Raw genomic sequence first — 14,271 nt, forward strand, 5'->3', positions numbered from 1 at the left:
CGCGTGGACGGATTAGACACGGCAACAGCCCTTTGGTGGGCTGTTGTCGCCTCGGGCATATACCATGGGGTCAATCCGGGCATGGGTTGGCCTTTGGCAGTTTCTGCGGCGCTGATGGACAAAAGCCGCAACAGCCTGTTCAAGGCTTTGATCGCTCTGGCAGCCGGGCATCTGGTTGCGATGGGTGCCATTCTTTTTCCCTTTACCGCACTGCTTTTTCTGGCCGAATGGCAGCGTGAGATTCAAATCTTCGCGGCTTGCCTCGTGATCGGACTGGGCGTCTATCTATTGTTCAACCGGCGTCATCCGCGAATCCTTGCGCGGGTACCTCCGTCGCGACTTGCGCTCTGGTCGTTTTTGGCAGCAATGGCACATGGTGCGGGGCTGATGTTGGTTCCAATTTACCTGGGCATCTGTCGCACGATCTCCACGGACCAAGGCCACGCAGCGGCTGCTGATCTGATGACCGGCAACGCCAAAATCGCTATTGGTGTCGCCTTGGCCCACACGCTGGCCATGACAGTCTCAGGCGGGTTGCTTGCATTCGGTGTTTACCATTGGCTGGGCCTTAGGTTTCTCTCAAGGAGTTGGTTCAACCTGGATATTGTTTGGGCGCTTAGCTTGATACTTGTTGGATCAATTTCGTTGCTGTTCGTTCATTCGGCTGGTTAACAGGAATGCCGGGCCAAATAGAACGCTGAGCAATCGTTTAGTTCGTGCATCAGCGAACGGTTGCTTTGTCCGCCTAAGGGACCTCAACGCTCTGCTCCCGAAGAAATCTACGGGTGCTATTGTTCTATGTAGAATGACAAACCCACAGGCCTGTGGCTGTGCGGCAATATTGACGGCAAAAGGGCTGGTTGTTCGCCAGCCCCTTCTTCTTTGTGATGAGTTTTACTCGGCGGCCTTTGCCATTGGGTTGTTTGGATGGGTCGTCCAATTGGCATAGTCCGGCTGAACCTCGCGCCCAGTCCGTGGGTCGACCTCTCCGGCCGCCATCGGCACCATCGAGATACATCCGTCCACGGGGCAGACATCCACGCACAGGTTACAGGCAACGCATTCGTCATCCATCACCTCGAACACCCGGTCTTCGGACATCGAGATCGCCTGGTGGCTGGTGTCTTCGCAGGCAGCGTAGCAGCGACCGCACTTGATGCACTGATCCTGATTGATCTTGGCTTTGGCCACATAGTTCAGGTTCAGATATTGCCAGTCAGTAACATTCGGAACGGCCAAACCGACGATTTCCGAGACGTCCTCATAGCCCTTCTCGTCCATCCATTTGGACAGGCCAGCGGTCAGTTCATCAATGATCTTGAACCCATAGGTCATGGCAGCGGTGCAGACCTGAACGGTGCCGCATCCCAAAGCCATGAACTCTGCTGCATCGCGCCAGGTTGTAACGCCGCCGATACCGGAAATCGGTAGACCGTGCGTTGCCTGAGCGCGCGAAATCTCGGACACCATGGACAGAGCGATCGGTTTCACCGCCGGACCACAATAACCACCGTGGCTGCCCTTGCCGTCAATCGAGGGTTCCGGGCTGAACGTGTCCAGATTGACGCTGGTGATCGAGTTGATGGTGTTAATCAGCGACACAGCATCCGCGCCGCCGTTCCTGGCGGCCTCGGCAGGTTTGCGAATGTCGGTGATGTTCGGCGTCAGCTTCACGATGACCGGGCGGTCATAGTATTGCTTGCACCAGCGGGTCACCATCTCGATATATTCCGGCACTTGCCCCACAGCCGATCCCATGCCGCGTTCGCTCATCCCATGGGGACAACCGAAGTTCAATTCGATCCCATCCGCGCCGGTCTCGGCCACGCGCGGCAGGATGGCTTTCCACGCTTCTTCCTCGCACGGAACCATGATCGAGGCGATCAGCGCACGATCAGGATAGTCAGCCTTTACCCGCGCCATTTCCTCAAGGTTCACCTCAAGCGGGCGATCGGTAATCAGTTCGATGTTGTTCAGACCCAGCAACCGACGATCCGCGCCGTAGATCGCACCATACCGCGGCCCGTTTACGTTCACGACCGGCGGGCCCTCGGACCCCAGCGTTTTCCAGACGACACCGCCCCATCCGGCCTCGAATGCGCGGCGTACGTTATATTCCTTGTCGGTCGGCGGCGCCGAGGCCAGCCAGTACGGGTTCGGGCTTTCAATACCCAGAAAGTTCGTCTTCAGATCGGCCATAGGTACTCCTTTCCGGCTCCTCAGCCGGTTTTTGTAAAGATCATTTCAGTCGGGCTGATCCGCCCGGCTTTTAGGTTTTTGACGTAGTTTTGAAACTTCTCGGGCGCCGTCTCGCCCATCATGAGGTGAATGCCCAAAGGGGGCGGTCCGCTTTCAGCAAGGCGTGCAAAGACGTCCTCGAAGAACTGCACGGCAAACTCGGTCCGGTCGGTCTCGGTCACCAACTCAAGACCCGCCGCAGCAGCGGCATCTTTATATACCTCAGGTGCATCGACGAATGACGTATCGGCAACGGTCGACCAGGGCAGAGGGAATTCCAACTGCTCGGCGACCTCACCACCCATAACATCAAACAAGGCAAAGGTTCCGCCCGTGGCCAGAGCTCGCGAGATCTCGGTAAACAGCGTGGCCTTGTCTTTGATGTTCATGCCGACATGCAACATCACGGCAAGATCAAAACCCGCATCCGGGACTGGCATGTTCAGGGCGCTACCGACGTGAAAGCTAGACTTGTCAGCATGCCCGACAAGATCGCTTAACGCAGTTGCGGTTTCGACGAATTCCGGCGTCAGGTCGATCCCGGTCACCGTCGAGTCATAACGGTCCACGATGTAACGCGATGTCCCACCAATGCCGCACCCGACATCCAACACCCGCGTCGCATGGGTCGGCGCGAGTTGAGCGAACAGGTTGTCTGTCGCCAGTACACCTCCGGTGTGGAACTCATCCCCCGCCTTCAAATCGGCGACAGTTGCCGCGTCAGGGTCGATACCGCTGGCCTCAAGCGCCGCGCGGACGCGTTCGGTCAGGGCACCAGTTGTGTAGTGTTGGGCAACAGCTTGTTCGATCTGGGACATGGGAATACCTCAGCAGCGAAAGGAATGGGGTGAATACCCCATCCTATCACGAAACCAGCGTTGCGTGGATGTCCATCGCTGCATCCCGGCCTTCGGCCACGGCGGTCACGGTCAAATCTTCGCCGCCAGCGGCACAGTCCCCCCCGGCCCAGACACCGGTCAGCGACGTGCGGCCTGTCTCGGTAACCGCGATCTTGTTGCCGTCCAGCTTCAACCCTTCCGGCGCGCCGTCCAATTTCTGGCCGATCGCCTTGAGGACCTGATCTGCTGGCAGGCGGATCATTTCTCCGGTGCCCGTCAACTGACCATTTTCGCTGGAGGTATACTCCAATTCGATCTCAGCCGCTGTTCCGTTGCCATGCACAGCTACGGGCTGCACATTGGTCATGATTTTCACACCATGCGAAGCAGCCAGATCCTGTTCATACCGGCTGGCACCCATCGCGTCGCGGCCGCGCCTGTAGGCGATGGTCACATGCTCGGCACCCAGCAGTTTCGATTTCACCGCCGCGTCCACGGCAGTCATACCGCCGCCGATAACGACGACATTGCGCCCTACCGGCAAGTTCGCCAGATCAGATGCCTGACGCACGTCCGAGATGAAATCGACGGCGAACCGAACACCGTCCTTGTCAGCCCCTTCCGCGCGCAGGGCGTTCACCCCGGCCAGACCGATGGAAAGAAAAACAGCGTCGTAGTTTTCGACCAAACCGTCCAGCGAGACGCTTTCGCCCAGCACCGAACCGGTCTCAATCGTGATACCACCGATATTCAGCAGCCAGTCGACCTCGGCCTGTGCAAAGTCATTGGTCGATTTATAGGCGGCGATGCCGTATTCGTTCAGACCGCCAGGCTTGGGTTTGCTTTCGTGGATCACCACGTCATGCCCCAACATCGCCAGCCGGTGCGCACAGGCCAGCCCCGCAGGCCCTGCCCCGATCACAGCAACGGTTTTACCGGTCGGCGCGGCGCGCTGGAACGGATGTTCACCCGCAGCCATCACGCTATCGGTCGCATAGCGCTGAAGGCGACCGATCTCAACCGGGGCACCTTCGGCGGTCTCGCGCACGCAGGCTTCTTCGCACAATGTCTCGGTCGGACAGACGCGGGCGCACATGCCGCCCAGAATGTTCTGCGCCAGAATAGTCTCGCCCGCAGCTACGGGTTGCCCGGCCTGAATCTGACGCATGAACAACGGAATATCGATATCCGTCGGACAGGCCGTCACACATGGCGCGTCATAGCAGAAATAACACCGATCCGCTGCCACTGCGGCCTCATGCGCGGCCAAAGGCGGATGCAGATCGGTAAAATTCGAGGTCAGTTCATCGCTGGAAAGCCGCCCGGAGACAATGCCGGAGGCCATCTGGCCCTGTGCCATCGCTCTACTCCCTGTAGATATGTTCGTTATGGTTTTAGCTTGCCACAATCTGATTTTTTATCAATTGGTAAAATTTATAAAATCGGCAAAAATCGCAAAAACAGGGTGGATTCCCTCGATTTAATAGGAAAAACCGCCTGTTTTTCTTGCATTTGGAAAACTTGCGGCACCTGCGCTGCGCCAGCACAGCCTCGGGTTACACGGAATCCGAAAATTCCTTGCATCTGGTTTTGACGGACCTCTCGACGTGCTGTAGGTCAAACATAACCCGAGCAGTGCCGGACAGCGGCCAGATACGTGAAAGTCACCTGATGCAGGCCAGCCCTTCGAAATTCAACATTGTCATCATCGGGCAAAATAACCGGCTGCAATACGAGGCCCTGCTGTTCGCGGCCTCTCTGCGCCATAGCTCACCGGACTTTCAGGGGCGGCTGTTTGTGGCCGTCCCACAGCCCGGACCGCGATGGCGTCAGGACCCAAGCATCCGAAACGAAGATGTACTGAAAGCCCTGCGACAACTGGATGCTGAAATCCTACCGTTTGACAATCAGGTGTTCGGCGACAGCTATCCCTATGGCAACAAGATCGAGGCCCTGCTGGCCCTGCCCGAGGGCGAGCCGTTCGTTTTCTTTGACAGCGACACGCTGATCACCGGTGACGTGACCTCGGTGCCGTTTAACTTCGACCACCCCGGAGCCTCGCAAAAAGTCGAAGGCACGTGGCCCAAGCCGACGCTCTATGGCCCAGGTTTCGATGGCATCTGGCACGCGCTCTATCGTCGTTTTGGCCTTGATTTCGAAAGCTCGCAGGATACCAGCCAGCCGAAGGACTACTGGCGGCGCTATCTGTATTTCAACGCGGGCTACTTCTTCTATTCCTGCCCGCGCAAGTTCGGAGAGCGGTTTCTGGACTATGCCCGCACGATCCGAGACGAAGAGATTCCTGAACTGGCAGGGCAGAACCTTGACCCCTGGTTGGATCAAGCCGCCCTGCCTTTGGTCATTCATTCCCTTGGTGGCGGCCGGGATGCCCTGCCCCCCGGTCTGCTGGACGGATCGGTCAGCTGCCACTATCGCCTGTTCCCTCTGCTCTATGCCCGCGAAAGCGACCACGTGGTTGATGTGCTGGAAACCGTCGTGGCCCCAAACAGGGTCAAGAAAGTGCTCAAAGGGTATGAGCCGATCAAAAAGCTGGTTCTGCAGCGCAAGGGCCATAAAATCCGTGACCTGTTCGACCGTGAAAACCTGCCCCCGCGCGAGCAGGTCATCCGCAATACAATCCGCAACAACGGCCTTTGGATGCGCTGACAGGATTGTTGTGCGCCCGCGCCGGATCGCCTAGAGATTCAGCAACACAAATTCCAACAGGAGATTTCAACAATGTCTGACGGCCCGACCTACGGTTTCGACACATTGCAAATTCACGCGGGCGCACGGCCCGATCCGGCAACAGGTGCGCGCCAGACGCCGATCTACCAGACTACGGCTTACGTGTTCCGTGACGCAGACCACGCGGCTGCCCTGTTCAACCTGCAAGAGGTAGGCTTCATCTATTCCCGCCTGACCAACCCGACCGTGGCCGTTCTGCAAGAACGTATCGCCACGCTTGAGGGCGGCGTAGGCGCGGTTTGCTGTTCTTCGGGTCACGCGGCACAGATCATGGCGCTGTTCCCGCTGATGGGTCCGGGCTGCAACGTGGTCGCCTCGACCCGTCTGTACGGCGGCACGGTCACGCAGTTCAGCCAAACCATCAAACGCTTTGGATGGTCGGCCAAGTTTGTGGACACCGACGATCTGGACGCTGTTAAAGACGCGATTGACGAAAACACCCGTGCAGTATTCTGCGAATCCATCGCCAACCCCGGCGGCTACGTCACCGACATTCGCGCTCTGGCGGATGTGGCCGATGCGGCGGGCATCCCGCTGATCGTCGACAACACCTCGGCCACGCCATACCTGTGCCGCCCCATCGAACAGGGTGCGACTCTGGTCGTGCATTCGACCACCAAGTACCTGACCGGCAACGGCACCGTTACCGGCGGCTGCATCGTGGATTCTGGCAAGTTCGACTGGTCGGCGAATGACAAGTTCCCCTCGCTCAGCGAGCCAGAAGCGGCCTATCACGGCCTGAAATTCCACGAGACCTTCGGCCCTCTGGCCTTTACCTTCCATGGTATCGCCATCGGTCTGCGCGATCTGGGCATGACCATGAACCCTCAAGCGGCGCATTACACGCTGATGGGGATCGAGACCCTGTCGCTGCGGATGGAGCGTCACGTCGAAAACGCCCAGAAGATCGCCGCCTGGCTCGAGGCAGACGATCGCGTGGACTATGTCACCTACGCGGGTCTGCCCTCGTCCCCCTATCACGACCGGGTTCAGGCGCAGTATAAGAAAGGCGCCGGCGCGCTGTTCACCTTTGCGGTCAAGGGTGGCTATGACGCCTGCGTCAAGCTGGTGAACTCGCTTGAGATTTTCAGCCACGTTGCCAACCTTGGCGATGCGCGGTCACTGATCATCCACTCGGCCTCGACCACCCACCGTCAGCTGACCCCCGAGCAGCAAGAGGCCGCGGGTGCTGGTCCGGGCGTGGTGCGTGTGTCCATTGGCATCGAAGACGCCGATGACCTGATCTCTGATTTGGATCAGGCGCTGGCCAAAGCGTCGGCCTGACCGATGAGTGAGCACGACACCAACGATCTGGGCCAGCCTGTTGGCAGGCCGGTTTCGGGCGATTTTCCTCGCCCGACGCCGCCCTATACGCCGATGGAAGGCCAGTATTGTTCTGTCGTGCCGCTGGACGTAAATCGGCACGCGCCCGGCCTATTCCGGGCGTTTGCCAACGATACAGACGGTCGCAACTGGACCTACCTGCCTTATGGACCGTTCTCCTCGGAACATGACTTTGTGGAATGGACCCGTGCGACCTGTATGGACGCTGATCCGATGTTCCACACGGTGCTTGACGAAAACGAAACACCGATTGGCATGGCATCATTCCTGCGGATCGAACCTGCGGCGGGGGCGATCGAAGTTGGACACATCCACTTTTCGCCACTATTGCAGCGCAGCCCGAAATCGACCGAGACCATGTATCTGATGATGCGTCGCGTCTTCGACGAGTTGGGCTATCGCCGATATGAATGGAAATGCGACGCGCTGAACGCCGCCTCCTGTCGCGCAGCCGAGCGGTTGGGCTTTACCTTCGAGGGCGTTTTTCGGCAAGCAACCCACTACAAGGGCCGCAACCGGGATACGGCGTGGTATTCGATCCTCGACAGCGAGTGGCCACGCATCAAGGTCGCGTTCGAGGCTTGGTTATCGCCGGACAATTTCGATCAGACGGGCCAACAGCGGCAACCGCTGAAAGCCCGCGCTAAAACCTCTGGATCAGTCGGCAATCCCGAATTCCATCATCACGTTGACCGAGACTGAAATCTCGCCACCCGCGACAGGAACACCTCCGCCCTCTGCCATGCTCATCGCGCGCATCTGAGGCGCGGGACGAACACCGCCTACTTGTTCGCTGATCGTCTGAACCTGACCCAGAGTCACGTTGGCCGCCTGTGCCAGTTGCTCAGCCTTTGCTGTGGCCTCGGCCACGGCTTTGGCGCGTGCCTCTGCCTGCAGCGGAGCGGGGTCCTGCACACCAAAGCTCAGCCCGCCAAAATCATTGGCACCATCCTGAATGACCGCATCCATGATCGAGCCCAGCTTGGTTAGATCACGCACCCGCACATGAACGTTGTTCGAGGCGACAAATCCGGAAATCTCGGGCCGTTCACCGCTGGAATTGTTGCGACCGGACCAGACCGGCGACAGGGACAGGTCCCGTGTCTGCACATCGCGGGATTCGATACCCATGTCTTCAAGCCGTTTCAGAATCTGCGCAACGGCGTCTGAAGTCGCCTGCATGGCATTCGACGCCTCTGCATTTTCATTTGTGACGCCCAGAGTGATGGTCGCCATATCGGGCGCCGCCTGAACCGTTCCTGCCGCGTCCACCGTGATGCGACGTTCTTCCGCATGGGCAATGCCCGCTGCTGTTACGGCCACCATCGCGGCCAGAAAAGCGATTTTCTTCAAGGTCTTCCCTCCAATTTCTCTACCAACAACATGGTGATGGCGAGACCGATCAGACAAGGGGAATCTCCGGCTTTTTCTTTCCCTCGGCGGGAACCTGCTTTAATGTCACTCTGCGGACGAGAAGTCGTTTGCATTGATGCTGACAATTATGGTTCCTCGGGAATATGAAACCCGCCTTTGCGCTGTCTTTTTCTGCGACCGGAATATCTGTGCACCACCAGTCCGACGGCGACTGGTTCTGCATTGGTGAGGTTGCGCTGGATGCGCCAGACCTGAACGCGCAGCTTCATGATTTGCGGGACAAGGCATTCGCGCTGGAAAACAACCTGAACTGCAAGGTCGTGATTCCGTCCGATCAGGTTCGAATTCTGTCAGCGGATACAGAGGGCGAAACGCCAGAGGAAAGCGCAACACAAGCCCAGTCCGCGCTGGCCGATGCGACGCCCTATTCTGTCGACCAACTGATTTTTGACACAAGCACGGTCGGCGCCACCACCTATGTTGCGGCCATCGCGAAACAGACGCTGGACGAAGCGCGTGATTTTGCAACCGAGCACGGGTTCATTCCCGTCCTGTTCACGGCGGACACCGATCAGTCCCAGTTCCCGACGGAACCGGTGTTTTCTGACAAAAAGGACGACGGCCCAGCGGCAGAGCAAAGCGGTGCAACACCTGCACCGAATGTCCACGCCATTGCGGACACGACCGCTCCGGACGTGTTCCGTACGCCGTCCGACGACACTGCCCCTAGGCCGTCTACTGAAGCCGTAGTCAAACGATATGCCGCGCCGGCGGCAGCCGCGGTTGCCGTCGCGGTCGCGTTGGGGGCTTGGGTCCTGATTACGCCCGACAGCGACGAAGAACCGGAAACGGCACGGGTTGAAACCGCTCAGCCCGAACCGGAAGTTCAGATCCTCGACACTGCGCCGGAAACGCCAGAAGCCGTGGAACCGACCATTGAAACGGCCGAGCAGGAACCGGATGGCGCTGTCGAGGAGCCTGACGTTTCACCCACGGATGCCGCGATCCTCGAAGCACTGAACGTGGCCCCAACGCTGGTCGAAGAAATCGACCGCGAACCCGAGCCGCAGGAAGTTCCGGCACAACCCGGCATAAAGATCAATGAACCCGCTCCTCTGATACCCCCTGCTCTGCCCACGCAGGAAGAGCCGTATTTGGCGTCTGTCGACAATTCCAACCTGTCCAACGACGCGATTGCCCAGCCGTCCGTTGAAAGTTTTGCCACCGATGCGCCGTTTGATCAGGTTGCGTTGCCCAGCATAGCCGGATCCCAGTTCGACTTGGATGAACGAGGGCTGGTCACGCCCAGTGCCGAGGGAACGCTAAACCCCGAGGGGATTGCCGTCTATCTCGGGCGCCCGTCAAAGGCACCGCCCGCGCCGCCCCTCCGGTTTGAGGAAGAACCCAGTCCGGAAACCCCGTCTGACCGGCTGGCCGGATTGCGCCCCAAACCGCGCCCCGGCGATCTGAACGAACGATTCGAACGTCAGCAATTAGGTGGACGGTCGCGCGACGAACTGGCGGCACTGCGCCCCAAAGTTCGCCCTGCGTCCTTGCAACAAGAAGAAGTCGAAGAAGAACCCACACCCGCCGTGCTGGGTGGGTTAAGCGTGCCGCGCCCCAAAACGCGGCCCGCAGGTCTCGCCCCTTCGACAAGCACCCAGACCGCCAGTTTGGGTTCGGCAGCTGGTATTGGTCAGATCGACACCGGGGGCTTTAAGCCCAAGGCCGTAGCGCCCAAGATTCCATCCTCGGCCTCGGTTGCGCGGCAAGCGACGATCGACAATGCACTAAACTTGCGCAAGCTGAACCTGATCGGGGTCTACGGCACGCCCGCCGACCGGCGCGCGCTGGTTCGCTTGCCCAGCGGTCGCTACAAGAAACTGAAAGTGGGTGACAGGCTGGATGGCGGCAAGGTCATCGCAATTGGTGACAGCGAATTGCGCTATCAGAAAAAGGGTCGGAACCTGACATTGAAAATGCCGCGGGGCTAAAGCGGGCGATTGCGCCCGCTTTAAATTAGTTAATCAAGCAGCTGAAATCTCTCCGCTTTCGATCTGCTCACGTTCGATGGATTCGAACAGGGCCTGAAAGTTCCCTTCACCAAACCCATCGTCGCCTTTGCGCTGAATGAACTCGAAAAAGATCGGGCCGATCACGGTTTTTGAGAAGATTTGCAGCAGGATTCGGGTCTCGCCTCCGTCCAGAACGCCCTCACCGTCGATCAGGATGCCGTGTTTCATCATCCGGTCCAGCGGCTCTTCGTGGTCAGAAACCCTATCTTTGGACATCTTGTAATAGGCCTCGTTGGGTCCTGGCATGAACTTCAACCCCTTTTCGGCAATCGCATCGGTCGAGGCATAGATATCCTCGCTGCCAACCGCGATGTGCTGAATGCCCTCACCCTTGTACTTGTTGAGGTAGGATACGATCTGCCCAGTCTCGCCGCGATCCTCGTTGATCGGAATGCGAATACGGCCGCAGGGCGATGTCAGGGCACGGCTGTAAAGGCCGGTAAACTTACCCTGAATGTCAAAGAAGCGGATTTCACGAAAGTTGAACAGGGTTTCGTAGAACTCAAACCACTTGTCCATATTCCCGCGATAAACGTTGTGCGTCAGGTGATCGAGGTAATAGAACCCGTCGCCGCGCGGCTTGGATTGTTTGGTCCAGGTGAACTCATGATTATAGGGCGACGTGTCATGGTATTGGTCGATGAAGTAGATCAACGATCCACCAATGCCCTTGATGGCGGGAACCTCCATGGTCTTGTCCGCCGCATCATATGGCTCGGCACCTTTGGCAACCGCATGGTCATAGGCTTTTTTCGCATCCGCAACACGCCAGCCCATGGCCGACGCACAGGGGCCATGCTCGGCCACGAACCGCGCGGCAAAACTATCCGGGTCGGCGTTCAGGATGTAGGTCACATCGCCTTGCTGCCACAGCTCAACCTCGGGTCTGTCCGTATGATAGCCAACTTGTTCAAAGCCCATTTTGGCGAACAGATCGCGCAACTCCTGCGGCTCAGGATGCGCAAATTCCACAAACTCAAACCCGTCGGTCCCGACCGGGTTTTCCTTGCTGATGACAGATTTCGGGGCGTTGTGAGGGAAAGGGCCCATGGCGCACCTCCTTTAAAACAGGAATTTCTTTGCTGATTCCAAAATACGCCTTATTCAGCGCTGTTTCTGCGCATAGTTTTCGTGTAACCTGATAAAAAACGCGCAAATACCGCGCCAATTCGAGCATAGATGAAGAAAGTACGCATATGCTGGATGCAACCGACACACGCTTGCTGTCCGCCTTGCAGAAAGACGCACATCTGACCGCGCATCAACTCGGGGAAATGCTGAACTTGTCCCCCAGTCAAGCCGGACGGCGGCGCCAGAGACTGGAGGCCGAAGGCTACATCACTGGATATACCGCACGGCTGGACGCGCTGAAGCTGGGTCTGCACGTGCAGGGCTTTGTTCAGGTTCATCTGGGCACGCATGGTCCCGAGCAATCAGAAAGTTTCGCCCGCATGGTTCACTCACGCCCTGAGATCACCAGCGCCTGGACGATGACCGGAGAGGCAGATTACCTCTTGCGCGTTTATTGCGACGATCTATCTGCGCTCAACAGCTTGCTTCATGAGGTGATACTGCCGCATCCTGCGGTCGCACGGGTGCAAAGTCAGATCGTGATGGACCAGCTAAAGCGCGACGCCCCTTTGCCCACCTGACCTGACCGAAAGGACCGACATGGACGATTTCCTCTACCAGGCCTCGATCTATCTGGCAGCTGCCGTGATCGCCGTGCCCCTATCGGCGCGTCTGGGGCTGGGGTCTGTGTTGGGGTATCTGGCCGCCGGTATCGTGATCGGTCCTGTATTCGGTTTGGTCGGTGCCGAAACCGAAAGCCTGCAGCATGTGGCCGAGTTCGGCGTCGTTATGATGCTGTTCCTGATCGGGCTGGAACTTGAGCCCCGCGCGCTGTGGGACATGCGGGACAGGCTGTTGGGCCTTGGCGGCTTGCAGGTCGGTCTGTCCACGGCTGCGATCGCCGGTGTCGCGATGTACGCCGGTCACCCATGGTCGGTCGCGCTGGCGGTCGGGCTGACCTTGTCACTCTCATCAACCGCGATCGTGCTGCAAACCCTGTCGGAAAAGGGGCTGATGCAGACCAATGGCGGCCGTGCAACGTTTTCGGTGCTGCTGACACAGGATATCGCGGTCATTCCCATTCTGGCGCTTCTACCATTGCTGGCGCTGCCTGCGATCCCGCACCTGGAAAGCGACGGCTCTATCGACCGGGGTGTCAAAGATCTGCACGACACGGCCCATCACAGCCTGTCTCTGGTCGATGGCTTGCCAGGTTGGGCTGTCACGCTGGTCACCATAGGTGCGATTGCCTTTGTGATCCTTGCAGGTGTCTACCTGACGCGGCCCCTGTTTCGCTTTATCCACGCCACCCGCCTGCGCGAAATGTATACCGCACTGGCGTTGATGATCGTGGTCGGCATTTCCTTCCTGATGACACTTGTTGGTCTGTCCCCTGCTCTGGGTGCCTTTCTGGCGGGCGTTGTTCTGGCCAGTTCGGAATTTCGGCATGAGATGGAAAGCGACCTTGAGCCGTTCAAAGGCCTATTCCTCGGTCTGTTCTTCATCACGGTCGGCGCCGGGATCGACGTGGCCTATTTCTTCAATGACCCATTGGAACTGATCGGGCTGGCCCTTCTGGTTATCCTGTTCAAAGGCATCATCCTGTTCCTTGTCGGGCGCGCCTTCAAATTGCGCGGTCGCGATCATTGGTTGTTCACCCTGGGCCTCGCGCAGGCTGGTGAATTCGGCTTTGTCCTGCTGGCATTCTCGACCCAGCAGAACGTCATCCCGTCCGACCTGTCGCAAAAGCTGCTGATGATCATCGCCCTGACCATGTTGATCACGCCACTGCTCTTCATCATCTACGACCTACTGTCCCGCCGCATTCGCGACAACGGCCCGCAGCCAGAACCCGACAAAATCGACGAGCAAGGCCCCGTGATCATCGCAGGCATCGGGCGCTTTGGGCAGATTGTGAACCGACTGGTTCGCGCCAGCGGATTCAAAACCATCGTTCTGGATCATAACATCGACACCATTCAGTTGATGCGTCGCTTTGGTGTCAAAGGGTTTTTGGGCGATCCCACCCGGCCCGAGTTGCTGCGGGCTGCTGGGCTTGAGAAAGCAGCCGTGCTTGTCGCCGCGATGGACGACCGCAAACAAGTGACACGTCTGGTCAGTTTTGCCCGTCGCCAACGCCCGGACCTGCACATCATCGCCCGCGCCCATGACCGCACCCATGTGTACGAGCTGTATCAGGCCGGTGCGAACGACATCGTACGCGAGATGTTCGACAGCTCACTCCGGGCCGGACGCTACGTGCTCGAGAATATCGGGCTCAGCGAATATGAGGCCGCGCAGGCCGAGCAAACCTTCTACCACCACGACCGCGCGTCGATCCGTGAACTGGCCGAGCTTTGGATTCCGGGGATGCCGACGGCGGAAAACAAAAAATACATCGAACGGGCGCAACAGTTCGAAAAAGACCTGGAAACCGAGCTTCTGGAACTTGCCGAAAAGCACGCCCAGAAGTCGGCCTGAATTATTCTTTCCTAAACTTGTACTGGCCCAGGTTGCCCCTCGCAGCTGGCCTGAAAGCCTTGATCGTGTCAAACTTTCCCACGCAGGGCACTAAAATTAAA

12 protein-coding genes are annotated in these 14,271 nt (G+C 58.4%); 7 read left to right on the top strand and 5 right to left on the bottom strand.

What is annotated here, in order from left to right; translation table 11 throughout:
• The first annotated feature begins 3 nt into the window (after positions 1-3).
• Positions 4-672, top strand: a complete 669-nt coding sequence (locus tag ACXAGD_RS09435) for a hypothetical protein (protein ID WP_475209998.1) — start codon at positions 4-6, stop codon at positions 670-672.
• A 222-nt stretch (positions 673-894) separates the two neighbouring features.
• Here the strand turns inward: ACXAGD_RS09435 and preA are convergent, their stop codons facing one another.
• From preA to ACXAGD_RS09450, 3 genes are read right to left on the bottom strand one after another with little or no spacing between them, the layout of a single operon-like run.
• Positions 895-2,199, bottom strand: coding sequence for an NAD-dependent dihydropyrimidine dehydrogenase subunit PreA (gene preA / locus ACXAGD_RS09440; protein WP_475209999.1), 1,305 nt, complete (start codon positions 2,197-2,199; stop codon positions 895-897).
• 20 nt (positions 2,200-2,219) lie between these two features.
• Positions 2,220-3,056, bottom strand: coding sequence for a methyltransferase domain-containing protein (locus tag ACXAGD_RS09445; RefSeq protein WP_475210000.1), 837 nt, complete (start codon positions 3,054-3,056; stop codon positions 2,220-2,222).
• 46 nt (positions 3,057-3,102) lie between these two features.
• A complete protein-coding gene (locus tag ACXAGD_RS09450; RefSeq protein ID WP_475210002.1) occupies positions 3,103-4,437 on the bottom strand; it encodes an NAD(P)-dependent oxidoreductase in 1,335 nt (444 codons plus the stop codon).
• A 311-nt stretch (positions 4,438-4,748) separates the two neighbouring features.
• Here ACXAGD_RS09450 and ACXAGD_RS09455 point away from each other — a divergent pair, with 311 nt between their 5' ends.
• The 3 genes from ACXAGD_RS09455 (at position 4,749) to ACXAGD_RS09465 (ending at position 7,871) form a co-directional block, all read left to right on the top strand.
• Positions 4,749-5,744 carry a hypothetical protein gene (locus tag ACXAGD_RS09455; protein ID WP_475212538.1) on the top strand — a complete coding sequence of 332 codons (996 nt, stop codon included), beginning with the start codon at positions 4,749-4,751 and terminating at the stop codon, positions 5,742-5,744.
• Positions 5,745-5,816: 72 nt separating this feature from the next.
• Entirely contained in the window at positions 5,817-7,109 is a 1,293-nt protein-coding gene (locus ACXAGD_RS09460) for an O-acetylhomoserine aminocarboxypropyltransferase/cysteine synthase family protein (protein WP_475210004.1), read from the top strand.
• A 3-nt stretch (positions 7,110-7,112) separates the two neighbouring features.
• Positions 7,113-7,871 carry a GNAT family N-acetyltransferase gene (locus ACXAGD_RS09465; protein ID WP_475210005.1) on the top strand — a complete coding sequence of 253 codons (759 nt, stop codon included), beginning with the start codon at positions 7,113-7,115 and terminating at the stop codon, positions 7,869-7,871.
• Here the strand turns inward: ACXAGD_RS09465 and ACXAGD_RS09470 are convergent.
• Positions 7,827-8,522, bottom strand: a complete 696-nt coding sequence (locus tag ACXAGD_RS09470; protein ID WP_475210006.1) for an SIMPL domain-containing protein — start codon at positions 8,520-8,522, stop codon at positions 7,827-7,829. The genes ACXAGD_RS09465 and ACXAGD_RS09470 overlap by 45 nt on opposite strands.
• Before the next feature lie 164 nt (positions 8,523-8,686).
• Between ACXAGD_RS09470 and ACXAGD_RS09475 the strand changes: the two genes are divergently transcribed.
• Positions 8,687-10,537 (top strand): hypothetical protein, encoded by a 1,851-nt coding sequence (locus ACXAGD_RS09475; RefSeq protein WP_475210008.1) that lies wholly within the window; start codon positions 8,687-8,689, stop codon positions 10,535-10,537.
• Between the two features lie 33 nt (positions 10,538-10,570).
• On the opposite strand, the gene hppD is transcribed toward ACXAGD_RS09475, so the two are convergent.
• Positions 10,571-11,668 carry a 4-hydroxyphenylpyruvate dioxygenase gene (hppD, locus tag ACXAGD_RS09480; protein ID WP_475210010.1) on the bottom strand — a complete coding sequence of 366 codons (1,098 nt, stop codon included), beginning with the start codon at positions 11,666-11,668 and terminating at the stop codon, positions 10,571-10,573.
• Between the two features lie 146 nt (positions 11,669-11,814).
• Between hppD and ACXAGD_RS09485 the strand changes: the two genes are divergently transcribed.
• Both ACXAGD_RS09485 and ACXAGD_RS09490 read left to right on the top strand, forming a co-directional pair.
• Positions 11,815-12,270: an Lrp/AsnC family transcriptional regulator gene (locus ACXAGD_RS09485; protein WP_475210012.1), complete on the top strand. Its 456-nt coding sequence runs from the start codon at positions 11,815-11,817 to the stop codon at positions 12,268-12,270.
• A gap of 19 nt (positions 12,271-12,289) precedes the next feature.
• Positions 12,290-14,170, top strand: coding sequence for a monovalent cation:proton antiporter-2 (CPA2) family protein (locus ACXAGD_RS09490; RefSeq protein ID WP_475210013.1), 1,881 nt, complete (start codon positions 12,290-12,292; stop codon positions 14,168-14,170).
• The last annotated feature ends 101 nt before the right edge of the window (positions 14,171-14,271 follow it).

This window comes from Ruegeria sp. ABF4_144 (assembly GCF_056160045.1).

Coding starts and splice junctions, on each gene's coding strand:
- ACXAGD_RS09465 (WP_475210005.1), top strand. CDS start 7,113: ATGAGTGAGCACGACACCAACGATCTGGGCCAGCCTGTTGGCAGGCCG.
- ACXAGD_RS09475 (WP_475210008.1), top strand. CDS start 8,687: ATGAAACCCGCCTTTGCGCTGTCTTTTTCTGCGACCGGAATATCTGTG.
- hppD (WP_475210010.1), bottom strand. CDS start 11,668: ATGGGCCCTTTCCCTCACAACGCCCCGAAATCTGTCATCAGCAAGGAA.
- ACXAGD_RS09450 (WP_475210002.1), bottom strand. CDS start 4,437: ATGGCACAGGGCCAGATGGCCTCCGGCATTGTCTCCGGGCGGCTTTCC.
- ACXAGD_RS09455 (WP_475212538.1), top strand. CDS start 4,749: ATGCAGGCCAGCCCTTCGAAATTCAACATTGTCATCATCGGGCAAAAT.
- ACXAGD_RS09490 (WP_475210013.1), top strand. CDS start 12,290: ATGGACGATTTCCTCTACCAGGCCTCGATCTATCTGGCAGCTGCCGTG.
- ACXAGD_RS09445 (WP_475210000.1), bottom strand. CDS start 3,056: ATGTCCCAGATCGAACAAGCTGTTGCCCAACACTACACAACTGGTGCC.
- ACXAGD_RS09460 (WP_475210004.1), top strand. CDS start 5,817: ATGTCTGACGGCCCGACCTACGGTTTCGACACATTGCAAATTCACGCG.
- preA (WP_475209999.1), bottom strand. CDS start 2,199: ATGGCCGATCTGAAGACGAACTTTCTGGGTATTGAAAGCCCGAACCCG.
- ACXAGD_RS09485 (WP_475210012.1), top strand. CDS start 11,815: ATGCTGGATGCAACCGACACACGCTTGCTGTCCGCCTTGCAGAAAGAC.